The sequence below is a fragment of the Halomonas sp. ANAO-440 genome (assembly GCF_019915905.1).
In the GTDB taxonomy this organism is placed as follows: Bacteria; Pseudomonadota; Gammaproteobacteria; order Pseudomonadales; family Halomonadaceae; genus Halomonas; species Halomonas chromatireducens.
This window is the reverse complement of the sequence record NZ_JAHXBV010000040.1, coordinates 1-21,637: the sequence shown is the minus strand read 5'-3', so window position 1 is coordinate 21,637 and position 21,637 is coordinate 1. Positions and strand designations below refer to the sequence as shown.

The 21,637-nt window shown below is 64.0% G+C and carries 19 protein-coding genes; 9 read left to right on the top strand and 10 right to left on the bottom strand.

Going from position 1 to position 21,637, the window contains the following annotated elements; translation table 11 throughout:
• Window positions 1–63 precede the first annotated feature (63 nt).
• The 4 genes from KZO25_RS18535 to KZO25_RS18520 all read right to left on the bottom strand — a co-directional run bounded on the left by KZO25_RS18535 (window position 64) and on the right by KZO25_RS18520 (window position 6,581).
• On the bottom strand, window positions 64–1,707 hold the full coding sequence (locus KZO25_RS18535) for an alpha/beta hydrolase (RefSeq protein ID WP_223138071.1): 1,644 nt from the start codon (window positions 1,705–1,707) through the stop codon (window positions 64–66).
• Between the two features lie 68 nt (window positions 1,708–1,775).
• Window positions 1,776–2,084 (bottom strand): hypothetical protein, encoded by a 309-nt coding sequence (locus KZO25_RS18530; RefSeq protein WP_223138070.1) that lies wholly within the window; start codon window positions 2,082–2,084, stop codon window positions 1,776–1,778.
• A 278-nt stretch (window positions 2,085–2,362) separates the two neighbouring features.
• Window positions 2,363–3,613, bottom strand: coding sequence for a ribonucleotide-diphosphate reductase subunit beta (locus KZO25_RS18525; protein WP_066451762.1), 1,251 nt, complete (start codon window positions 3,611–3,613; stop codon window positions 2,363–2,365).
• A gap of 73 nt (window positions 3,614–3,686) precedes the next feature.
• Window positions 3,687–6,581 carry a ribonucleoside-diphosphate reductase subunit alpha gene (locus KZO25_RS18520; protein WP_223138069.1) on the bottom strand — a complete coding sequence of 965 codons (2,895 nt, stop codon included), beginning with the start codon at window positions 6,579–6,581 and terminating at the stop codon, window positions 3,687–3,689.
• Between the two features lie 337 nt (window positions 6,582–6,918).
• Between KZO25_RS18520 and KZO25_RS18515 the strand changes: the two genes are divergently transcribed.
• Both KZO25_RS18515 and KZO25_RS18510 read left to right on the top strand, forming a co-directional pair.
• Entirely contained in the window at window positions 6,919–7,632 is a 714-nt protein-coding gene (locus tag KZO25_RS18515) for a response regulator (protein ID WP_066451757.1), read from the top strand.
• 3 nt (window positions 7,633–7,635) lie between these two features.
• Complete coding sequence (locus KZO25_RS18510) at window positions 7,636–9,270, top strand: ATP-binding protein (protein WP_223138068.1); 1,635 nt, start codon at window positions 7,636–7,638, stop codon at window positions 9,268–9,270.
• Here KZO25_RS18510 and KZO25_RS18505 read toward each other — a convergent pair.
• Complete coding sequence (locus KZO25_RS18505) at window positions 9,257–10,171, bottom strand: LysR family transcriptional regulator (protein ID WP_223138067.1); 915 nt, start codon at window positions 10,169–10,171, stop codon at window positions 9,257–9,259. The two genes, KZO25_RS18510 and KZO25_RS18505, sit on opposite strands and share 14 nt — an antisense overlap.
• Window positions 10,172–10,272: 101 nt before the next feature.
• Between KZO25_RS18505 and metE the strand changes: the two genes are divergently transcribed.
• Complete coding sequence (gene metE / locus KZO25_RS18500) at window positions 10,273–12,573, top strand: 5-methyltetrahydropteroyltriglutamate--homocysteine S-methyltransferase (RefSeq protein ID WP_223138066.1); 2,301 nt, start codon at window positions 10,273–10,275, stop codon at window positions 12,571–12,573.
• Window positions 12,574–12,683: 110 nt separating this feature from the next.
• The gene (locus tag KZO25_RS18495) at window positions 12,684–13,412 is read left to right on the top strand and encodes an MliC family protein (RefSeq protein WP_066451750.1); all 729 of its coding nucleotides are present in this window, start codon (window positions 12,684–12,686) and stop codon (window positions 13,410–13,412) included.
• A gap of 562 nt (window positions 13,413–13,974) precedes the next feature.
• On the opposite strand, the gene KZO25_RS18490 is transcribed toward KZO25_RS18495, so the two are convergent.
• Window positions 13,975–14,532, bottom strand: a complete 558-nt coding sequence (locus KZO25_RS18490; protein WP_201025337.1) for a helix-turn-helix transcriptional regulator — start codon at window positions 14,530–14,532, stop codon at window positions 13,975–13,977.
• Between the two features lie 212 nt (window positions 14,533–14,744).
• Here KZO25_RS18490 and KZO25_RS18485 point away from each other — a divergent pair, with 212 nt between their 5' ends.
• Window positions 14,745–15,323 carry a superoxide dismutase gene (locus tag KZO25_RS18485; protein ID WP_223138065.1) on the top strand — a complete coding sequence of 193 codons (579 nt, stop codon included), beginning with the start codon at window positions 14,745–14,747 and terminating at the stop codon, window positions 15,321–15,323.
• 185 nt (window positions 15,324–15,508) lie between these two features.
• Window positions 15,509–16,117, top strand: a complete 609-nt coding sequence (locus KZO25_RS18480) for an FMN-dependent NADH-azoreductase (RefSeq protein ID WP_223138064.1) — start codon at window positions 15,509–15,511, stop codon at window positions 16,115–16,117.
• Window positions 16,118–16,261: 144 nt separating this feature from the next.
• Here the strand turns inward: KZO25_RS18480 and KZO25_RS18475 are convergent, their stop codons facing one another.
• Both KZO25_RS18475 and KZO25_RS18470 read right to left on the bottom strand, forming a co-directional pair.
• A complete protein-coding gene (locus tag KZO25_RS18475) occupies window positions 16,262–17,329 on the bottom strand; it encodes a metal-dependent hydrolase (RefSeq protein ID WP_066451695.1) in 1,068 nt (355 codons plus the stop codon).
• 54 nt (window positions 17,330–17,383) lie between these two features.
• The gene (locus KZO25_RS18470; RefSeq protein WP_066451692.1) at window positions 17,384–17,920 is read right to left on the bottom strand and encodes a DNA-3-methyladenine glycosylase I; all 537 of its coding nucleotides are present in this window, start codon (window positions 17,918–17,920) and stop codon (window positions 17,384–17,386) included.
• A 91-nt stretch (window positions 17,921–18,011) separates the two neighbouring features.
• On the opposite strand from KZO25_RS18470, the gene KZO25_RS18465 reads away from it, so the two are divergent.
• From KZO25_RS18465 to KZO25_RS18455, 3 genes are all read left to right on the top strand, one after another.
• Window positions 18,012–18,506, top strand: coding sequence for a DUF411 domain-containing protein (locus tag KZO25_RS18465; protein WP_223138063.1), 495 nt, complete (start codon window positions 18,012–18,014; stop codon window positions 18,504–18,506).
• Window positions 18,507–18,548: 42 nt separating this feature from the next.
• Entirely contained in the window at window positions 18,549–18,989 is a 441-nt protein-coding gene (gene gloA / locus KZO25_RS18460; protein ID WP_066451805.1) for a lactoylglutathione lyase, read from the top strand.
• Window positions 18,990–19,226: 237 nt separating this feature from the next.
• Window positions 19,227–19,682 (top strand): META domain-containing protein, encoded by a 456-nt coding sequence (locus KZO25_RS18455; protein WP_066451803.1) that lies wholly within the window; start codon window positions 19,227–19,229, stop codon window positions 19,680–19,682.
• 225 nt (window positions 19,683–19,907) lie between these two features.
• On the opposite strand, the gene KZO25_RS18450 is transcribed toward KZO25_RS18455, so the two are convergent.
• Both KZO25_RS18450 and KZO25_RS18445 read right to left on the bottom strand, forming a co-directional pair.
• Window positions 19,908–20,642 (bottom strand): phosphatase PAP2 family protein, encoded by a 735-nt coding sequence (locus tag KZO25_RS18450; protein WP_066451800.1) that lies wholly within the window; start codon window positions 20,640–20,642, stop codon window positions 19,908–19,910.
• Between the two features lie 141 nt (window positions 20,643–20,783).
• A complete protein-coding gene (locus tag KZO25_RS18445) occupies window positions 20,784–21,566 on the bottom strand; it encodes a 3-hydroxybutyrate dehydrogenase (RefSeq protein ID WP_066451798.1) in 783 nt (260 codons plus the stop codon).
• Between the last annotated feature and the right edge of the window lie 71 nt (window positions 21,567–21,637).

The following is a 21,637-nucleotide window of genomic DNA, read 5'->3' as shown; positions in this document are numbered from 1 at the left end:
GTGATCGACGCTGATCAGCTCAAGAAGATGGGGTTACTGGAGCGTTTACCGTGGTAGGCATCATCAATAAGATTCGGCGACTCGTCTTTGCAGCTCCTCCAGCTCGGCCTCGGTCCAATCTTCCGGTTCGATCAGTTTCGCCCAGGCGTCCAGGTAGTGCCTGGCCGAGAAGGAGTGACCGTAACCGGGCGGAGCATTGCCGATGGTCAGGTCGGCCAGCAGCTGCAGCATGGTCACTACCGGGTACCAGCGAAGTTCCGGCGAGACGTCCGGTGCGCGGGGCTCTCGCATCCACTCCGGTTCCCGGAAGAACGACCAGGGTTCGAAGAAGGTAATCGGGTCGCTGCCGTACTGCAGGTAGGCGATACGGAAATCCCCCCATTCTCCATACGGCATATCCAGCCCCTGGTACTGATTCATGAAGCGCACCACCGAGCCATTGCGGAAAGTCGGGAGCCATGCCGGCGATCCGAGCTCGCGGTCGCGGGTCACCGCTTGCCAGGTTTCACTGCGATACGGAGGGCCGCTCCAGAGGGCGCCGTGAAAGGGGTCGTCGATGATGTCGTAGAAGTCGAAGGAGAGATCGGAGTTGAGCGACCCCAGGCTGAGGCCGTGCAGGTAGAGCTTCGGCCGCGACTCGGCGGGAAGGGTGGTCCAGTAGTCGTAGACAACCTCGAACAGGGCGCGAGCGTTCTCTGCCCCGTAATCCCCTTCGGCAATGATCGTGAGGTGACTCGGCAGGTAGGAGTATTGGGCGGTTGCCGTGGCCACGTCGCCGCGCTGCAGGTACTCAAGGGTATTCTGGGCGCCGGGGTCGACCCAGCCACGGCCGGTGGGGGTAGCCAGCACCAGTACCGAGCGCTCGAAGGCGCGAACGCGCTTCAGCTCTGCCAGGGCGAGCTGGGCCCTTTCTTTCGGTGTCTCCGCGGCACTCAAACCAACGTAGACACGTATCGGTGCTTGCGCCGGCTCACCCAGGAATGCGGTCAGCTCCTCTGCGGAAGGGGTGCGGGAGATATAGCGCCGCCCACGGCTGCCCAGCTCTTCCCAGCCGATCAGCGAGCTGGCACTGCCGGTCTGCATCGGGTCGGTGGGTGGCGCCAGGTCGTCCTGGATCAACTCGTCCAACTGCTGGAAGGAGTTGTCTGCCACGCGCAGGGCCAGGGTGAAGATGATGCCATCGATGACCGACCAGAACAGCATGGTTGCTACGAGGACGCCGATGACATTGGATACCCGGTGGGAGATGTAACGCTGCAGTCGCTGCGAAAGAAAACGAAAGGTGCGACGGAACAGCCGGGCGACCAGCAGCAGGGCACCGAAGATCAGCAGGGTAATCGTGCCGATATAGAACGGGCGTATGCCGCTGACCTCCTCCATGCCCATGAGCTCGCGAATGCTGTTTTGCCATTCGGAGGCCTGCCACAGGAAGGCGGCGGCGATCACGGCACATACCACTGCTGCTGTGAGCTTGATGGTGAGTGCCAGCCGGAGACTGGGCTTGGGCAGGTGCAGGTAGTACCAGAGCCAATGGCCGGCATAGCCCAGCGCGTAGCCGGCGGCAAGCGAGAGCCCCGAAACGATGCCCTGGGAATACATGGGCCTCGGCAGCAGGCTTGGCGTAAGGGAGAAGGCAAAGAACAACGTCCCCACCAGCAGGCCTGTCGCCGAGAATTGTCGAAGCAGTCGTACGGCCGTGTGATGCATGTCTACCCTGCGCCCGTCGTCAAAAACCTAAGAGACTAGGGGCCAGGGCAGGGAAGTGCAACGCCGGCTCAATGCGAGCTCCATGCCTTGCCGCGGGTAAAGCGCACTGGCGGGCTGTACTTCTCGCCTGCGGGAGCCCGTTCCGGGGCAGGCCGCACCCGCCAGCCGCGCGTGGTTGCCCACTCCTTGAGCTCCCGGTAGTTGAGCAGCGGATAGTCCCCCGAGTAGGGGTTGGGGGACGACGAGGGGAAAGCGAAGGCCACATGGGGATAGTGGGCGAGGGCGTCTTCGCTCTCATGGGCGGCCAGCGCCCGGTCCAGTGCGGTCTGCCAGGCCTGGGGATCGCGACGTGCTTCTACGGATCGTGTTGGATGCATGGGATTGTCCTCGGTTGTTGCGACTCAAGAGAGGCATTACCCGATCGCAGGCATTGCCCGGTTCATGAAAAACGCCCCGCCCGTTACCGGGAGGGGCGCTGCCATATCAGCTCGAAGGTGGCTTCTTATAGTAGCCGGGGATGCGGACTCTCTCCCCGCCTGGAAGATCGCGTACATGCGTGGGCACGTAGACGCGTTTGATGACACTTCTCGATTCGGTCATGGTGCTTCCTCCCAAGCTTGCAACTATCGGGTATGCCCCTTGCTTTCCAGTCCGCTCAATCCCAGCTCAGCGCGCCACCCACTTGATATTCCGTGACGCGGGTCTCGAAGAAGTTCTTCTCCTTGCGCAGGTCGATGATCTCGCTCATCCAGGGGAACGGGTTCTGGGCGCCGGGGTACTGCTCCTTCAGGCCGATCTGGGCCAGGCGGCGGTTGCAGATGAAGCGCAGGTACTCTTCCATGATCGCCGCGTTCATGCCGAGCACGCCGCGGGGCATGGTGTCCCGTGCATAGGCGATCTCGAGCTCGGTGCCTTCGAGGATCATCTGGGTCACCTCGTCCTGGAACTCAGGCGTCCACAGGTGCGGGTTCTCGATCTTGATCTGGTTGATCATGTCGACGCCGAAGTTCAGGTGCATCGACTCGTCGCGCAGGATGTACTGGAACTGCTCGGCCACGCCGGTCATCTTGTTGCGCCGGCCCATGGAGAGGATCTGGCTGAAGCCGCAGTAGAAGAAGATGCCCTCGGTGACGCAGTAGAAGGCCACCAGGTTGCGCAGCAGTTCCTGGTCGGTCTCCGGGGTGCCGGTGTTGAAGTCGGAACGCGCCAGCGACTGGGTATGCTTGAGGCTCCAGGCCGACTTGGCGGCCACGGAGGGGACTTCGCGGTACATGTTGAAGACCGCGCCCTCGTCCATGCCGAGCGACTCCACGCAGTACTGGTAGGCGTGGGTGTGGATGGCTTCCTCGAAGGCCTGGCGCAGCAGGTACTGGCGGCATTCGGGGTTGGTGATCAGGCGGTAGAGCGCCAGCACCAGGTTGTTGGCCACCAGCGAGTCGGCGGTGGAGAAGTAGCCCAGGCTGCGCTCGACGATGCGCCGCTCGTCCGCGGTGAGCCCTTCCTGGCTCTTCCACAGGGCGATATCGGCGTTCATGTTCACTTCCTGGGGCATCCAGTGGTTGGCGCTGCCGTCCAGGTACTTCTGCCAGGCCCACTCGTACTTGAACGGCACCAGCTGGTTGAGGTCGGCGCGGGCGTTGATCATCTGCTTGTCGCTGACCTCGATGCGCGCCGCACCCATCTCCAGCTCCTCGAGGCCGGCGGCGACGTCGAGCTCCTCCAGCGACTTGCGGGCGCGCTCGATGCGGTCGGCCTCGGCGATCACGTAGTTCCCGCTGGCTTCCTGGATCTCGCCGGCGTCAGCCGGGGCGCTTGGCTGCGCCTTGGCGGCGGGCGCCGGGGTTGCCGGTGCCGGCTTGTCGGCAACGGCGGTCTCGTCTTCGTTGAATTCGTCCCAGTTCAGCATCTGTTTCTCTCCGGTATGTGGTCCGGCTGCCTGCAGGCGCGCAGTTTGCCGCACGCCTGCAGGGGGTGTCATGTCACTGGCAGGCTTCGCAGCCCAGGTCATCGATCTCGGAGGCGCTGGGGGCGCGTGAACCGCTGCCCGCCTTGCCGCTCAGGAAGTCCTCTATGCCCCGCGGCTCGGACGCGGCTGGCGCGGCGGGTGTCGGCTTCGGCGCACCGCCGTTGCTTACGGCGTTCAGGGTGCCCCGCTCCACGGTGGACTTCTCTACCGAAGTGGCGCCCAGGGCGCGCAGGTAGTAGGTGGTCTTCAGGCCACGGAACCAGGCCATGCGATAGGTCACGTCGAGCTTCTTGCCGGAAACCCCCTTGATGTAGAGGTTCAGCGACTGGGCCTGGTCGATCCACTTCTGGCGGCGTGAGGCCGCTTCCACCAGCCACTTGGGCTCCACCTCGAAGGCGGAGGCGTACTTCGCCTTGAGGTCATCCGGCACCCGGTCGATGGGTTGGACGCTGCCGTCGTAGTACTTGAGGTCGTTGATCATCACCTCGTCCCACAGGCCGCGCTCCTTCAGGTCATTGACCATGAAGGCGTTGACCACGGTGAACTCGCCGGAGAGGTTCGACTTCACATAGAGGTTCTGATACGTCGGCTCGATGGACTGGGTGACGCCGCAGATGTTGGAGATGGTGGCCGTGGGGGCAATGGCCATGACGTTGGAGTTGCGCATGCCCTGCTTGGCGACCTTGTTGCGGATGTGCCCCCAGTCCTGGGTGCTCGAAGTGTCGACCTCGATGTACTGCTCGCCGCGCTCGACCCTGAGCTTCTCGATGGAGTCGATGGGCAGCACGCCCTGGCTCCAGAGCGAACCGTCGAAGCTTTCGTAGCGGCCGCGTTCAGCGGCGAGATCGCTCGAGGCCTCGATGGCGTGGTAGCTGACCAGCTCCATGGAACGGTCGGCGAACTCGATGGCTCCGTCGCTGGCGTAGGCGATGCCCAGGGCGTAGAGCGCATCCTGGAAGCCCATGATGCCCAGCCCCACCGGGCGATGCTTGAAGTTGGAGTTGCGCGCCTGGGGCACCGCGTAGTAGTTGATGTCGATGACGTTGTCGAGCATCCGTACCGCGGTGCGTACCGTCTTGCCCAGCTTCTCGTTGTCGAGCTGGCCGTCGGTCACATGCTGGGCCAGGTTGATCGAGCCCAGGTTGCAGACTGCAATCTCGTCGACGCTGGTGTTGAGCGTGATCTCGGTGCACAGGTTGGAAGAGTGCACCACGCCGGCGTGCTGCTGCGGGCTGCGCAGGTTGCACGGGTCCTTGAAGGTGATCCACGGATGGCCTGTCTCGAAGAGCATCGAGAGCATCTTGCGCCAGAGGTCCTTGGCGCGCACCCGCTTGTAGAGCTTGAGCTGACCGCTGTAGGTCATCGCCTCGTACTCCTCATAGCGCTTCTCGAAGGCGGCACCGTAGAGGTCGTGGAGATCCGGGCAGTTGGAGGGCGAGAAGAGCGTCCACTCCTTGTCGTCGAAGACCCGCTTCATGAACAGGTCCGGCACCCAGTTGGCGGTGTTCATGTCATGGGCGCGGCGACGGTCGTCACCGGTGTTCTTGCGCAGGTCGAGGAACTCCTCGACGTCCAGGTGCCAGGTCTCCAGATAGGCGCAGACCGCGCCCTTGCGCTTGCCGCCCTGGTTCACTGCCACCGCGGTGTCGTTGACCACCTTGAGGAAGGGCACCACGCCCTGGCTCTTGCCGTTGGTGCCCTTGATGTAGGAGCCCAGGGCGCGTACCGGCGTCCAGTCGTTGCCCAGGCCGCCGGCCCATTTGGAGAGCAGGGCGTTGTCGCGGATGGCGCTGTAGATGCCATCCAGGTTGTCGGGCACGGTGGTGAGATAGCAGGAGGAGAGCTGGCTGCGCAGGGTGCCGGCGTTGAACAGCGTCGGCGTGGAGGCCATATAGTCGAAGCTGGAGAGCAGCTCGTAGAATTCGATGGCGCGGCCTTCGCGGTCGTCCTCGTTCAGCGAGAGTCCCATGGCGACGCGCATGAACATCACCTGGGGCAGCTCATACCGCACGTCATCCTTGTGGATGAAGTAGCGGTCGTAGAGGGTCTGCAGGCCCAGGTAGGTGAAGGCGTTGTCACGGGTGTGGTCCAGCGCGTCGCCCAGCCGCTCCAGGTCGAATTCGGCGAGCCTGGGGTCGAGCTGCTCGAACTCGATGCCACGGGCCACGTAGGCGTGGAAGGCCGGCTTGTAGAGCTCGGCCATCTCGCCGAAGGTGGCCTCCTCGGCCACGCCCAGGAACGACAGCGCCTCGCGGCGCAGGTTGTCCTGCAGCAGCCGGGCGGTGACGTAGGTGTAGTTAGGGTCCTTCTCCACCAGGGTGCGGGCGGTCATCATCAGCGCCTGGGAGACGCCGTCTACGGTCACGCCGTCGTAGAGGTTCTTCAGCGCCTCCTCGACGATACGATTGGGGTCGACGTTGGCCAGCTCCGCGCAGGCGTCGAACACCAGGGTTTCGATACGCCCCAGGTCGAGCGGACGTCGGCTGCCATCGAGGGCTGTGACGTTGAGCGTCGGGTGGGGTTTCTCGATGTCATCGCCGGCGGCAGCCCGGGCCCGGGCGTGGGCTTCACGATAGAGGACGTAGGCGCGGGCGACCTTCTGCTCGCCGGCACGCATCAGGGCCAGTTCGACCTGATCCTGAATATCTTCGATATGCACCGTGCCGCCATCGGGCATGCGGCGCTGGAAGGTCTCGGCGATGGTGCGCGAGGCCTCGGCGACGAAATCGCGTACCCGGGAGGAGGTGGCGGCATTGTCGCCTTCCACGGCGATGAAGGCCTTGGACATGGCCACGGCGATCTTGCTGACATCGAATACTGCCACATCACCGTTACGCTTGATGACGCGTAGCGTCTGCGGTGCGGTGATGGACAGGCTGGCCGCATCGGGGGTCTGGAGCTGTTCCATGGTCGGGTGTTCCCTTCCTCTCGGGGCTTTTCGTCGGGATGAGATGGGCATTGACAGCAAGGGCGCGGCTTGCTAGATGCACATCATCTTGTGGTTTGTTTGTAGGTGAACACAAGATAGAGTGCTTTTTGGCAGGCATCAAGTGGATAACCTGTGGGTGAGCTGGTGACTTCCTGTGGCGTCGCCATTCAGCGAGGCTATGCTTCGCTGCACAGGCGTTTTATACGCAATATCAACACAGGCATGCGAAATGACATATTTCGGGTATCCTTGTAAAGATGGCGGGACAGGGTGTCCCGGAAATGCAAATGAATTGCCCAGCACGGGGATAACGAGGATGGAACACAACCTGGAAAGCAGTGACATGGAACACGTTCTGATTATCGAGGACGACGTGCGCCTGGCCGAGCTCACGCGGGACTATCTGGAGGCCAATGGATTCCAGGTGACCGTGGAGGCCGAGGGCTCGCGAGGCGTTGAGCAGATCCAGGCCCTGCAGCCGGACCTGGTGATCCTCGATTTGATGCTGCCGGGTGAAGATGGTTTGTCAATCTGTCGCCGGGCCAGGCCCGACTATAGCGGCCCGATTCTCATGCTGACCGCCCGCACCGACGATATGGATCAGGTGCTGGGGCTGGAGATGGGGGCCGATGACTATGTTCCCAAGCCGGTTCAACCCCGGGTCCTGCTGGCACGGATGCGTGCGCTGTTGCGACGGGCGGACAATACCGAACAGGGGGGTGATATACGCCTTTCGTTCGGCAACCTGGACATCGACAGCGCGACCCGTGAGGCCTGGCTGGAAGGCGATCGTATCGACCTGACCAGTGCCGAGTTCGACCTGCTGTGGCTGCTGGCCAGCAACGCCGGTCGCGTACTCACCCGGGAGGAGATCTTCAGCGACCTGCGTGGCATCAAGTACGATGGGCAGGATAGATCCATCGACGTGCGGGTTTCTCGAATTCGCCCGAAAATCGGCGATGATCCCAACCATCCGCACCGCATCAAGACGGTACGCAGCAAGGGTTACCTGTTCGTCAAGGACGCCTGATCCATGCAGCGGTTCCTGGCCGATGGCACTTTCCTGCGCGTCTACCTGGCCTTGGCCATGGCGCTGCTGCTGACCTTCGGCCTGGCGCTGATGGGTCTGGCCCTGGTCGACCGGGTGCGTATCGAGCAATACCGTGAGCAGCTGGCCGAAGCACCGCTACAGCTCTTGACCCGGAAGGTCGCTGCCTTGCCGGCAAACGAGCGGGGAGACTGGCTTACCCAGCAGTCCGACCGGCTGGATATGCGACTCTCTCTGCGTAGCCCGGACGACGCCGGCCTGGGCTGGTTCGAGCGTAGACGCCTTGAGCGTGGCAGTGTCCTGGTCAAGCCGGAGGAGGGGGCCAACTGGCGTCTTTATCGCCGGATAGCGGGTGAGTACCGAGTGCTTGAGGCGCGGCTGTCTGGATTGAATGAGCGCCAGCTGCGTGGCCTTGCTCAGATGTTGGGAGACTGGCTGGCCGAGGAGGAGGGAGAAGCCCGTCAGCGCCGGCTGGCCAATGTCACCACCCCTGCCCTGCCGATTCACCTCAGCGATCTGGCGCCGGAGGGGCTCGACAGTCATCAGCTCTCGCGTCTGCGTGAGGGTGAACTGGTCATTCGCCTACTGCCTGGCCACTGGGCGCTGACGGTCTATCTTGCCGTACCCGTGCAGGATGGTGGCCGACAGTGGCTATCGATCGGTCCGGTTTCGGCCCTGGAGCCGACCCCCATCTCCCTGCTGCTGCTGGTGCTGGTGATCATGCTGGCCGTGCTGGCGGCGATCATCTACCTCATTGTGCGTGGCGTCGAAGCCCGCCTGGCACGACTCGAGCTGGCCGCCGGTCGCATTGCCAGTGGCCGCCTCGATACCCGGGTCAAGGTCGACGGCGGTGGCTTCATCGGCCGGGTGGGTATGGCCTTCAACGCCATGGCAGCACAGGTGCAGTCGCTGCTGCGCTCCCAGCAGGAGATGATACGCGCCGTCTCCCACGAGTTGCGCACCCCGGTTGCCCGGATACGCTTCGCCGTGCAGATGGTCGAGGACATGACCGACGACCCGGCTGTCCATCGCCAGCTGCGAGGTATCGATGGCGACATCGAGGAGCTCGACCAGCTCATTGACGAAATTCTCACCTATGCCCGCCTCGACAGCGGAATCGTCAACGGCGCCGAGCTGCAGCGCACCGTCGTCGACTGTCGCCCCATGGCCCAGCGTGTACTCGAGACTCTGGCTCCCCTGCACGCCCACCTTCGCCTGGAGCTGGCGCCCGGCCCCGAGGTGGAAACGCTTGCCGACTCGCGTTATCTGCAGCGGGCGCTGCAGAACCTGGTGGCCAATGCCTGCCGACACGCCCGTTCTCATGTGCTGGTGCGCCTCACCGTGGAGGCTCGGCTGGTGCGGCTGGACATCGAGGATGACGGCCCTGGCGTTCCGGAGAGCGAGCGCCAGGTCATCTTCAAGCCCTTTGCGCGGCTCGACGACAGCCGCACGCGGCGCTCGGGCGGCTACGGGCTGGGGCTCTCCATCGTCCAGAAGATCATGGTCTGGCACGGCGGCAGCGTCGTGGTGGATGACAGCCAGGAGCTGGGTGGAGCCCGCTTCTCGCTGTTGCTGCCGAAACCGAAGGAGATCGAGCGGCTATCCGTCAAGCCGGCCTGATGCCTTCCAGCACCGCGAACGACGTCTCCCGGGCGGTGCGCAGGAAGTCTTCCATCCACGGCTGGTCGCGGCTCTCTTCCCGAATGGCGGCATACAGCGTGCTCCACATCCCCTCTTCGCTCAGTGCCACTGCCTTCACATAGTCCCGTTCCAGGTACTCGGTCAACGCCCAGTTGGGCAGCGCGCAGACCCCGCGTCCGCTGGCGACCAGCTGCATCATCATGATGGTCAACTCGGCCGTGCGAAGCTCTCGTGGCCTGACCCCGGCGGGGTCGAGGAACTGGGTGAAGACATCCAGCCGGCTGTGCTCCACCGGGTAGGTGATCAATGTCTCCTCGGCGAGGTCCTGGGGAACCACGAAGGCGCGGTCGGCCAGCGGGTGCTGGCGAGCCACCGCCAGCAGGCCCTGATAGCGGAACAGCGGCTCGTAGTAGACCCCGGGCAGTGTCTGCGGGTCGGCGGTGATCACCAGGTCGAGCTGCTCCCGGGCCAGCGCCGGCAGCGGGTCGAAGTGGTGGCCGCCGGGGATGTCGATCTCGACCTCCGGCCAGTGATCGCGGAAGTGATCGATGGTCGGCATCAGCCATTGGAAACAGCTGTGGCATTCAATGGCCATGTGCAGCCGGCCTGGCTCATGGCCGACCAGTCTCGCCAGGTCCCGCTCGGCCATGCGCACCAGCGGCAGGACCTGCTCGGCCAGCGCCAGCAGGCGCTGGCCCGCACGGGTGAACTCCACCGGGCGGGACTTGCGCACGAACAGCTGGCTACCCAGGCGCTCCTCCAGATCCTTGATCTGATGCGAGAGCGCGGACTGGGTCAGGTGTACCCGTTCCGCGGCTTCCACCAGGGAACCCGCGTCACGCAGGGCAATCAGGGTGCGCAGGTGGCGTAGTTCAAGCATGATGAATCCATTTCATGTTTTTGATTAGTATGTTTAGTTTGATTCACCAGAGGTGGCCGGCGAGACTGCTCTGCATTCATTCATGCAGAAGAGACATCATCATGACATTAGCTCATATATCTGGCTATCCGCGAATCGGCGGCGGTCGCGAGCTGAAGCACGCCGTCGAGGCCTACTGGCGGGGTGAGAGTGATCGCGAGGCGCTGGAGTCCACCGGCCGCGAGCTTCGTCGCAGTCACTGGCAGGTGCAGCGAGAGGCGGGGCTCGATCTGGTCACGGTGGGCGACTTCGCCTTCTACGACCACGTGCTCAACGTCTCCACGCTGCTGGGCGCCGTGCCTCCGCGGTTTGGTGCCGAGGAGGAAGTCGCCGCCGGCGACGTCGACCTGGACACCACCTTCCGCATGGCGCGTGGCCGGGCCCCCAGCGGTGAGCCCGCCGCCGCCTGCGAAATGACCAAGTACTTCGATACCAACTACCACTACCTGGTCCCTGAGCTGCACGCGAGGCAGCGCTTCCAGCTCGCCAGCAGCCGGCTGTTCGACGAGGTGGCCGAGGCCCGTGACGCCGGTCACCCGGTCAAGGTGGTGCTGACCGGTCCCCTGACCTGGCTGTGGCTGGCCAAGGAGAAGGGCGACGAGGCGTTCGATCGCCTGTCGCTGCTCGATGCCCTGCTGCCGGTCTACGGCGAGATCCTGGCCCGGCTTGCCGACCAGGGGGTGACGTGGGTACAACTCGATGAACCGGCGCTGGTCCAGGACCTGCCCAGGGAGTGGAAGCAGGCCTTCGAGTCGGCCTACAACACGCTACGCAAAGCGCCGGTCAAGCTGATGGTGGCGAGCTACTTCGGCGGGCTTGGCGACAACCTGCAGCTGGCGGTCAGCCTGCCCGTGGATGGCCTGCATATCGATGTGGTTCGGGATCCTGGCCAGCTGACCACGGTGATCGACAACCTGCCTGGCTACAAGGTGCTCTCGGTGGGGGCCATCGATGGTCGCAACATCTGGCGGGCCGACCTGGCGGTGCTGCGCGAGCGGCTCGCCAGTGCCCGCATGCGCCTGGGCGAGCGGCTCTGGGTGGCGCCCTCCTGCTCGCTGCTGCATGTGCCGGTGGACCTGGACGCCGAGCCCGATCTGGATGAGGAGCTCAGGAGCTGGTTCGCCTTTGCCCGCCAGAAGCTCGACGAGACGGTGACCCTGTCGCGGCTGCTGGGCAACCGTGCCACCGCCGAGGATCGCGCACGGCTCGAGGCCGCCACCGCGGCGCTGGACGCTCGTCGCGAATCGCCGCGAATCCACAAGCCGGCCGTGGCCGAGCGGCTGGCCGGCATTGCCGAGGACGACACCCGCCGTGCCGGCGCCTACGCCGAGCGGGCCCGGCAGCAGCGGCGCGCACTGGACCTGCCGCTGTTTCCCACCACCACCATCGGCTCCTTTCCGCAGACCGCCGAGATTCGTGCGGCCCGGCGCGCCTTCAAGGCCGGCGAGCTGGGCCGAGACGACTACGAAGCGCGCATGCGCGACGAGATCGCCGATGCGGTGGTACGCCAGGAACGGCTGGGGATCGACATGCTGGTGCATGGCGAGGCCGAGCGTAACGACATGGTGGAGTACTTCGGCGAGCAGCTCGAGGGCTATGTCTTTACCCGCTTCGGCTGGGTGCAGAGCTATGGTTCACGCTGCGTAAAGCCGCCGGTTATCGTGGGCGACGTGGCACGTCCGGCGGCGATGACGGTGCTCTGGAGCGAGTACGCCCAGACGCTCACCGACAGGCCGATGAAGGGCATGCTCACGGGCCCCGTGACCATGCTGCAGTGGTCCTTCGTGCGTGACGACCAGCCCCGCTCGACCACCTGTCGCCAGATCGCCCTGGCGCTGCGCGACGAGGTGGCCGACCTGGAGGCGGCGGGCATTCCGGCCATCCAGATCGACGAGCCGGCGCTGCGTGAAGGGCTGCCGCTGCGGCGCGGCGAATGGCCGGCCTATCTCGACTGGGCGGTGGCCTGTTTCCGCCTCACCGCTGCCGTGGCTCGGGATGCGACCCAGATTCACACCCACATGTGCTATTCGGAGTTCAACGACATCATCGCCGCCATCGCCGCCCTGGACGCCGACGTGATCACCATCGAGACGTCGCGCTCGGACATGGAACTGCTCGATGTCTTCCAGGACTTCGCCTACCCCAACGAGATCGGCCCCGGGGTCTATGACATTCACTCGCCCAACATCCCCCAGGTGGACTGGATGGTGCAGCTGATGGAGAAGGCTGCCGAGCGGATCCCGGCCGAGCGGCTGTGGGTCAATCCCGATTGCGGCCTCAAGACGCGCGGCTGGGCCGAGGTGGAGCCGGCCCTGGCCCACATGGTCGAGGCGGCCCGGGAGCTGCGCCGACGCCACGGCTGATCCAGCGTCCGGGGCGAGCATGCTTCGACAGCAAGCGTGAAAACAGGCGCCGCGGCCTTCGCCCCGGCGCCTGTTATGCTGTATCGGTTTGATACCCCCAAGGAACTGTCATGACGCTTTTTGGACTCTCTTCCTTTCGCCCAGCGCTGTTGGCTGCTGCTTCGCTGTTGCTGGTCGGCTGCGCCGCTACACCCGTCGACGGGCCGCGTCCCGGCACCGGTCAGGTCGCCAGCACCGCACCGCTGCTGCCTTCGATGCTCTTCCCCGGCGGCGCCGAGCGCTTCGAGGCCTGGCGCTGCACGCCGCAGCAGGATCTGGTCACCGCCTTTGGCGAGCGCGAGCTGCGGCTGTGGTCCGCCCACGGTGCCTATCGCCTGGCGCCGGCGGTGGTGGCCAGCGGTGCGCGCTACCAGCAGGGCGATCTCAGCTTCTGGAACAAGGGGGGAGACGCGGTGGTGGAGAGCGCCAACGGCCGGCTCGACTGCAGTGCCGACATGGCACGCTCCCCCCTGACCCGCGAGCAGCGCCCCGGGGTGATGTTCCACGGCCGCGGCAACGAGCCGGGCTGGCACGTCAATCTGGCGCATGACACCCCAGAACTGACGCTGACGCTGGATTACGGTGCGCGGGAGCTGACGCTGCCCTACCGCGTCACCGCCATGGATAACGCCCAGGGGCGAGTGTCCCTGGCCAGCGGCCTGACCGATCAGCCTTTCGAGCTGTGGCTGGAGGCGAGGGCCTGCTTCGATGACATGAGTGGCGAGCCGTTCCCCGCACGGGTGACCTTGACCATTGATGGGGAGACGCTAAGAGGGTGCGGGCAGGGCATCGCGCCCTAGGCTTACCTGATTACGACTCACCAGGCGCGTGGTGGAGGCCACCGCGTTGGCGGTGATCGTTGGCGTCGGCAATACCGCCGGGAGGCCTGCGGCCTCCAGTCGCGAGCTGAAGCTACTCCGACAGCGGCGTGGCGACATTGGTGGAGAAAGCAGCTGTTGGAGCGCTGGTCCCCATCGCGACTGGCGTCGTCAGGCGCCTTGGCGGAGGCTGCCGACGTTGGCGATGATCAGCAACGCTGGCAACACCGCCGGGAGGCCTGCGGCCTCCAGTCGTGAGCTGAAGCTACTCCGACAGCGGCGTGGCTGCGTCGGTGGAAAGAATCGCTGTTGGAGCGCCGCTTCGCGTCGCGACTGGCGCCGTCAGGCGCCTTGGCGGAGGCTGCCGACGTTGGCGATGATCAGCAACGCTGGCAACACCACCGGGAGGCCTGCGGCCTCCAGTCGTGATCTGAAGCTACTCCGACAGCGGCGTGGCTGCGTCGGTGGAAAGAATCGCTGTTGGAGCGCCGCTTCGCGTCGCGACTGGCGCCGCCAGGCGCCTTGGCGGAGACCGCAGCGCCAGCTATGAACCTACTTGCTTGATGATTCGATAGGCGCAGCGTCGTGCTCCCTCCAGGACATGCTCGACACGTTCGACGCTGACGTCCGGGCCCAGCACGGCGCGAAACACCTGCAGTTCGGAGTGGCAGAAGGCCGGGCAGGTGCGGGCGGCGCTGCAGATCGGGCAGTGATTCTCGACCAGCAGCAGGCTGCCGTCCGCGCCTTCCTGCCATTCGGCCATATAGCCTTCTCGGCTGCGGATCTCGGCCAGGCGCGCGACCCGTGACGCCAGGGTCCCGGCATCTGCCAGCTCGAGGCGATAGTGGGCCAGGGTCTCGGCACCGCGCGCCTCCACCAGGCGGCCCAGCGCCGCTTCGCCAAGGGTGTCCCGCACGCTGATGATCAGTCGTGAGGCGAGCTCGGCGTGGGTGTCGGGAAAGTGGCCGTGGCCGGCTTCGGTGAGCCGCCACTCGACAACAGGGCGACCGACGCCACCCGGCCGCGAGCGCTGGGCCACCAGCCCCCTGCGAGCAAGCTTGCTCAGCTGCTGTCGCGCATTCTCGCCGGTGGTGCCGAGCATTTCGCCCAGCTCCGCGGCTGAGTGCGGCCCGCGGGACTTCAGCAGGTGTAGCAGTCGCTCCGCGGCTGTATCAGCTGGTTTTTCATTAGGGTCGCTTGACATGGTGCCCGTTGGAATTAATCTAGTGTATGCTTGGAAAATACCGACGAGGCGGCCAGGAGGCAAGTCCGGATCGCCTCGATTCCCACCGTGAAAGCAAGGAGCAAGACCCGATGGCATTTGAATTGCCCGCACTGCCCTACGAAAAGAACGCGCTCGAGCCGCACATTTCTGCCGAGACGCTGGAATACCACTACGGCAAGCACCACCAGGCCTACGTCACCAAGCTCAACGAGCTGGTCGAAGGCACCGACAATGCCAGCAAGTCGCTGGAAGAGATCATCAAGAGCGCGTCAGGCGGCCTGTTCAACCAGGCGGCGCAGGTGTGGAACCACACCTTCTACTGGCACTGCCTGTCGCCGAATGGTGGCGGTGAGCCCAGCGGTGCGCTGGCTGAGGCGATCAATGCCAAGTTCGGCTCCTTCGACAAGTTCAAGGAGACCTTCAACGCCAACGCCGTGGCCAACTTCGGCTCCGGCTGGACCTGGCTGGTCAAGACCGACGATGGCGGCGTGGATATCGTCAATACCAGCAACGCCGATACCCCCATTGCCCATGGCCAGACCCCGGTACTGACCATCGATGTGTGGGAGCACGCCTACTACATCGACTACCGCAACGCCCGTCCCAAGTACCTGGACAGCGTATGGAACCTGATCAACTGGGATTTCGTCGCCCAGAACTTCAGCTGATACCGGGCGCCACCCTGGCGCCTTGAGACGCTGACAAGGGCCCTGCCGCATGCGGCAGGGCCCTTGTGTTTTGAGCCGAGTTCTTTCGAATTAATCGTCTTTATTGGGCGAAATGTTGCGCTTTTATACGATTATTTGGACCAATAGAATGGCGGTCATCTTCCTCCCATATACAGGAGAACGCCATGACCACCCGCGCACTCGTTGTCACCTCGTCCATCCTCGGCACCCAGGGCCAGTCCATGGCCCTGGCCGAACACTTCACTACACGCAGCAATGAGCGGGATGCCCTGGAGGTGACCCGTCGCGACCTGGTGGCCGATGAGCTGCCGCACCTTGGTGTCGCCGAACTTTCCAGCTGGCAGGTGCCGGCGGTCGAGCGCACGCCGGAGCAGCGAGCCCTGGCCGAGCTTTCCGATGGCCTGATCGACGAGCTGAAGGCGCACGACGTCCTGGTGCTGGCGGTCCCCCTGTACAACATGGGCATTCCCTCCCAGCTGAAGGCCTGGTTCGACCGGGTATTACGGGCAGGTGAAACCTTCCGCTACACCGATAAAGGCCCCCAGGGTCTGGTGGAGGGCAAGCGTGCCGTTATCCTGGCGGCCCGCGGCGGGCAGTACGCCGGCACCGAGATGGACAGCCAGACGCCGCATCTCAAGGGCATGCTGGGCCTGATCGGCATCACCGACGTGACGGTGGTGTTCGCCGAAGGGCTCGCCATGGGGGAGAGGCATCGCGATGCTTCGCTCAAGGAGGCCAGGCAGGCTATCGACGGGCTGGTTGCCGCTCTCTGAGCCAGCCGTATCGCTCCTACCGAAGCCACAGCCGCACGACCAAGAAATAGTTCGGTGAACATAGCCCGGTGAAAGAGCACAGCGGGGGCGGCCATGGGCCGCTCCCGCTGCGTCGTGCCAGGTCCTCTTGTCGCTAGGGGCTGCTCAGCATGATGCCGGTGTGTCGACCACCCAGCGGTCGGCGACGAACTCGCTGGTGCAGAGCGGGGGCTCGGGGCTGAAGATGCGTGAGCCCAGCTGCCCAAGGGCGTCGAGGTCGGCGCGCGCATCGAAAGAGAGCTGTTCTGTTGGAACTGCCGGCCGCCAGTCGCCATCCTCGCGGACAGCCAGGGTGAAGCTGAAGGCATGAAAGCCGGGAAAGCCAAGGCGCAGGTCGGTGGCCACCAGGGTTTCTTCGCCCTCAAGGTCGCGGATCTCGTATCGCAGGAAGGGGCCGGCGAACCAGTGGAGCCGCTCGCCCCGTTCGAACGCCAGTGCGGTGGGCTCCAGTTCGCCGCCACGATCGAAGGTCTCGAAGGTGGGCTCTCTGTTACCGTCGAAAACGCTCAGCAGCGTTTCGTGATGCTGTGCCCCATCAATGATGGTCACGCGCCACAGCAGGGTATTGAAGGGCGTGGGCTGTATCAGACGCGGTGCCTCTTGCAGCCCCTGTTCGGCCAGCACCGGCTCGAGGCGTTGCTCTACCAGTATCTTGGCACCCATGGCGAACAGCAGGTAGGCGCTGGAGAGCGCCAGTCCCCAGGCAGGGCCGCGCCGGCCGTTGCCGGTGACCAGCGCTACGCCGATTCCTGCCAGCAGCGGCAGGGTGTAGAGTGGATCGATGATGAAGACCACCGGCCAGGCACTGGGCCGCACGTCCATTGGCCACCATAGCTGCGTGCCATAGGTGGTAAGAGCATCGAGCAGCGGGTGGGTGACCAGGCAGAGGACGAAGAAGGCCCACCAGTGGCGCAAGGCGATATCACGGGCCGGGGCGAAGCGGTCGGCCGTGAGTGCCAGCAGCGTGCCCAGTCCGGTCAGCACGAACAGCGAGTGGGTGAAGCCGCGATGCTGGGTATAGTTTGCCACCGCATCGCCATAGTCCAGGAAGACGTCAAGATCCGGCAGGGTGCCCAGGACAGCACCGATCACAATTGCCTTGCGGCCCAGTCGACGGCCGAGAACGGCGCCCCCCACCGCTGCGCCCAGTGCGGCTTGAGTCAGGGTATCCATATGTCTTGCCTCCTTTTCTGCCTCTTGCAAGTCCCTAGACTGTTCGCAAAACGGTCAGGTTGACTGCCAGGCAGGGCCTGCGGTGAGTATGCGGGCCTGGACCGGGCAGTCGTCGCGATGGGCGCCGTTCAGGTAGCCGGTACTCATCAGGAACTCGCCGACGATCTCGGGTCCGGTGAAGCGGAATGTCTTGCGAAACAGCTTGACCCAGTCGGCGTGAGGCAGCGGGTGGTGGTGGTCCAGCCAGGCCTTGAAGCTGCCGTGCTCACTTCGAAGGGATTGCACGACTCCGGCATTGTGTATGACTGCATCCACCTTGAGCCGGTTGCGGATGATGCCGGCATCGCTCAGCAGCCGCTGCCGGTCCTCCTCCGCATAGTTGGCGATCCGGTCGATATGAAAGTCCTCGAAGGCGAGACGGAAGGCGGCGCGCTTCTTCAGCACGGTCAGCCAGGAGAGTCCGGCCTGGTTGATTTCCAGCACCAGTCGCTCGAAAAGTGCGCGATCGTCATCAACGGGGAAACCATATTCCGTGTCATGGTAGGGGCCGTGAAACGGGTGACCCGGTGCCAGATCACAATAATGCGACATTTTGCCTTCTCCGCTGTCTTTGCTATTGGCAAGCCCGCATCGGCTTGTCACGATTCCATTATCTGGCGTCAACGCATCAGGAGTCACTAGCATGAAAACCCTAACGGTAAACCGCAAGACGAGAAAGGCGGCGGCGCTATCCCTGTTAGCCGGCGGTGTCTTGGCCTTGTACCTTGTCTTGGCGCCCGGCGCCAGCACGCAGGCAGGTTCGGTGGTCGAGATGTACCAGGATCCCAACTGTGGCTGTTGTACCGACTGGGCCGATCACCTCCGAGAGGAGGGCTTCGAGGTTCGCCAGCACAAGACCCGCGATATGCGCTCGGTAAAGATGGAACACGGTGTCACCCCGGAACTCTCCTCCTGTCATACGGCGCTGATCGATGGCTATGTCATCGAGGGCCATGTTCCGGCAGCCGACATCAAGCGACTGCTCGAGGAGCGTCCTGAGGTGGTGGGACTGACGGTGCCTGGCATGCCCCATGGTTCACCGGGTATGGAAACCGGCCGTTACGACGACTATGCGGTGCTCACCTGGCAGCATGAGGACCGGACGCCGGCCATCTTCAGCGAGTACACTCATGACTGAGAGACTTCCCTGAACGAACCAATATAGAGATAGAGGTGGCCCATGCAATTTCTGCACACCATGGTGCGCGTCAGCGACCTGGATGCGTCGCTTCGCTTCTACTGCGATCTGCTCGGATTGAAGGAGGTGCGCCGCAAGGAGAACGAGAAGGGGCGCTTCACCCTGGTCTTTCTCGCCGCGCCCGAGGACGAGGCCCGCTCGGCCGAACTCAAGGCACCCGAGCTGGAGCTGACCTGGAACTGGGATCCCGAAGAGTACACCGGTGGGCGCAATTTCGGCCACCTGGCCTACCGGGTCGATGATATCTATGCCCTGTGCGAGCGTCTGCAGGAGAACGGGGTCACCATCAACCGGCCGCCCCGCGATGGACACATGGCCTTCGTGAGAAGCCCTGACGGCATCTCCATCGAGCTGCTGCAGAGGGGCGAGGCGCTGCCGCCAGCAGAGCCCTGGGTCTCCATGGAAAACACCGGCACCTGGTAAAGGAAACACTGCACAAATGCCTGCGCGAGCGAATCGCTGCGTTGCGCGGTGCCGAAGCGTCGGATCCTCACCTATACCCCATAGGCTCCGGTCTCTGCGCTCCGTGCGCCTTGCGACCCACAGGAATGTGGGAAGTGCGTTGGTTCGTCGGGAACGAACCTAGCCGCTTCATCTCGCTCGGCAATTTGTTCAGCGCTTCCTAAGACCGGCATAGAGCAATAAGGAACAAATCTCTCGATGAACAAAACTCTCTCTGGCCGAGCGCTGCTGCTGGCGCTCGTCGCCATGACCCTGGCTGCGTGTGGCGGCAAGCCCACCGAGCCGACTCGTCAAGACGAAGTGCGCGTCTCCAGCGACCACCCGGTGGTGGGACAGCGCTGGAACCTGCTGCTGGTCGGCACCGATGAACGCCTCTCGATGCCCACTACGCCCCATTTCGTGATTGCGCCCGACGGCCGTGTCACTGGCCACGATGGCTGCAACACGATCAATGGCAAGGTACAGCTGGATGACGGCAACCGCATTCAGTTCCGCGAGCTGGCCACCACGAAAATGGGCTGCCCGCAGCTCGATGACGCCAGCCGGGTCACCGGCATGATGGAAACGGCCTACCGCTACCTCATCGATCACGACCGGCTGGTGTTCTTTGGCCCGGATCAGCGGGTATTAGGAGGCTGGCGCAAAGCCAATTGACGAGAGGGTGGATTTGCTACTGCGCTCGGCGACCCACATGGATGTGGGAAGTGCGTTGGTTCGTCGGGAACGAACCTAGCCATCCTGGCCGCCGGCGGTACCGAAGCGTCGGACCGTCACAATCCTCATTGAGCAGCCAGTCAACTCCGGTTGCTCCGTGCCGCCGGCGGCCAGCCTCTCTTCGCTCGTAACGCAACTCCACTCCTTCGTGACTTTCTAGGTAGTTCAACGGCCCGGCAAGGCGTTACGTACCTTGATCATCCCGGCAGTAAGCGCTCGCGAGAGTGCTGGTGCCAGTGGCGTAAGCAGTATCCAGGGCGCGACGAACAGGTTGATCACCACGGCCGCAAAGTAGACATCGCTGAACCAGTGGGCACCGCTGAGGATACGTGGCGCGCTGAGCAACACGGCGAAGACCGCGCTGACCAGCATCACCTTTAGCCCCGCAAAGCGCCACATGAATGCGGTGAACAGCACCAGATTCACGCCGTGGTCGCCGGGGAAGCTGCTACCGGAGCTGTCCTTGGTCGAGAAGTCGACCATCTCGGTGATCAGGTTGACGTTCTCGTACACCAGGGTGGGGCTGGGGTGGGTGTAGGACACTACCATGCGAAAACCCTGGGCGATGAACACCGCCGAGAGCAGCATGGTGATACCGATGCCGCCCCAGCGCAGCATGCGGTAATGCGGGTCGGGATCGCGCCCGATGGCCCACAGGTAGATAGCCAGCAGGATCATGAAGCTGACGACGTCGAACAGTCGGTTGTTGGTGGCCGCCACGAACAGCACCCAGGCTTCGTTCTCTTCGCTGAGCCAGGCATTGGTGGCGAAGAAGACGGCATCGTCTATCTCCGTCCAGAACATCAGCCCCGGCGATAACCAGGTCCAAACCAGAATGGCACCCAGGAGGTTGAAGAGCAGAATGCGTCCAAGCGCAAAGTTGGTTTCAGTCTGAGACATGGGCGTCGGCACGCGTTGTGGAAGTGTGAGCCCATTCTAGGCGAAACGCCTATAGCAGAACAGCGTTCCCTAATGGTGGTGTCAATTGGCCGTTCCTTGCACCAGGCAGTCGGTATGGCCGACTGCCTGGGCGAGTTCCCGCTACTGCATATACCAGCCGTGGCTGGCCACGATCGACTGTCCGGTTAGCGCCGCCGTGGGGAAGGCGGCGAGATGCAGCGCCACCTCGGCGATATCGTCCAGGGTGGTGAACTCCCTGTCCACGGTGTCCTTGAGCATCACGTCGCGTATCACCGCTTCCTCGGAGATTCCCAGTGCGGCGGCCTGTTCGGGAATCTGCTTGTCGACCAGCGGCGTACGCACGAAGCCGGGGCAGATGACATTGGTGCGTACCCGATGCGCCGCGCCCTCCTTGGCCACGGTGCGGCATAGTCCCAGCAGGGCATGCTTGGCCGCCACATAGGGCGCCTTGAGCGGCGAGGCGAGCTTGCTGTGCACCGAGCCCATGTAAAGCATGCAGCCACCGCTCTCCTGCTGATACATCTGACGCAGGGCGGCACTTGTCAGCAGGAAGGCGCCATCCAGGTGCACGGAAATGACCTTGCGCCAGTCGGCGAAGCTCAGGGTGTGCAGCGGCTCGATATGCTGAATCCCGGCATTGGCGATGGCGATATCCAGGCGTCCCCATTCCTGGATGACCTGCGCCACACCGGCTTCCACGGCCGCCTCGTCGGTCACATCCATCGCCACGGCCATGGCCTCGCCACCCTGCTCGCGAATGGCGTTCACCGTGGCGTTGGCCGCTTCGAGATTTAGGTCGGCAATGGCGACCCGAGCGCCTTCCCGGGCATAGCGTTCGGCGATGGCGCGTCCGAGACCGCCGGCGGCGCCGGTAATCAGGGCTGTCTTGTCACTCAGTTGCATGGTCGTATCTCCGTATCTTGGATCAGCGTCCGCTATAGACCTGTGCGGGCAGCCAGGTTGCCAGGGGTTCA

Coding starts and splice junctions, on each gene's coding strand:
- KZO25_RS18505 (WP_223138067.1), bottom strand. CDS start 10,171: ATGCTTGAACTACGCCACCTGCGCACCCTGATTGCCCTGCGTGACGCG.
- KZO25_RS18465 (WP_223138063.1), top strand. CDS start 18,012: ATGAAAACCCTAACGGTAAACCGCAAGACGAGAAAGGCGGCGGCGCTA.
- KZO25_RS18495 (WP_066451750.1), top strand. CDS start 12,684: ATGACGCTTTTTGGACTCTCTTCCTTTCGCCCAGCGCTGTTGGCTGCT.
- KZO25_RS18490 (WP_201025337.1), bottom strand. CDS start 14,532: ATGCTCGGCACCACCGGCGAGAATGCGCGACAGCAGCTGAGCAAGCTT.
- KZO25_RS18510 (WP_223138068.1), top strand. CDS start 7,636: ATGCAGCGGTTCCTGGCCGATGGCACTTTCCTGCGCGTCTACCTGGCC.
- KZO25_RS18470 (WP_066451692.1), bottom strand. CDS start 17,920: ATGTCGCATTATTGTGATCTGGCACCGGGTCACCCGTTTCACGGCCCC.
- KZO25_RS18485 (WP_223138065.1), top strand. CDS start 14,745: ATGGCATTTGAATTGCCCGCACTGCCCTACGAAAAGAACGCGCTCGAG.
- KZO25_RS18475 (WP_066451695.1), bottom strand. CDS start 17,329: ATGGATACCCTGACTCAAGCCGCACTGGGCGCAGCGGTGGGGGGCGCC.
- KZO25_RS18445 (WP_066451798.1), bottom strand. CDS start 21,566: ATGCAACTGAGTGACAAGACAGCCCTGATTACCGGCGCCGCCGGCGGT.
- KZO25_RS18480 (WP_223138064.1), top strand. CDS start 15,509: ATGACCACCCGCGCACTCGTTGTCACCTCGTCCATCCTCGGCACCCAG.
- KZO25_RS18515 (WP_066451757.1), top strand. CDS start 6,919: ATGGAACACAACCTGGAAAGCAGTGACATGGAACACGTTCTGATTATC.
- KZO25_RS18530 (WP_223138070.1), bottom strand. CDS start 2,084: ATGCATCCAACACGATCCGTAGAAGCACGTCGCGATCCCCAGGCCTGG.
- KZO25_RS18455 (WP_066451803.1), top strand. CDS start 19,227: ATGAACAAAACTCTCTCTGGCCGAGCGCTGCTGCTGGCGCTCGTCGCC.
- KZO25_RS18520 (WP_223138069.1), bottom strand. CDS start 6,581: ATGGAACAGCTCCAGACCCCCGATGCGGCCAGCCTGTCCATCACCGCA.
- KZO25_RS18450 (WP_066451800.1), bottom strand. CDS start 20,642: ATGTCTCAGACTGAAACCAACTTTGCGCTTGGACGCATTCTGCTCTTC.
- gloA (WP_066451805.1), top strand. CDS start 18,549: ATGCAATTTCTGCACACCATGGTGCGCGTCAGCGACCTGGATGCGTCG.
- metE (WP_223138066.1), top strand. CDS start 10,273: ATGACATTAGCTCATATATCTGGCTATCCGCGAATCGGCGGCGGTCGC.
- KZO25_RS18535 (WP_223138071.1), bottom strand. CDS start 1,707: ATGCATCACACGGCCGTACGACTGCTTCGACAATTCTCGGCGACAGGC.
- KZO25_RS18525 (WP_066451762.1), bottom strand. CDS start 3,613: ATGCTGAACTGGGACGAATTCAACGAAGACGAGACCGCCGTTGCCGAC.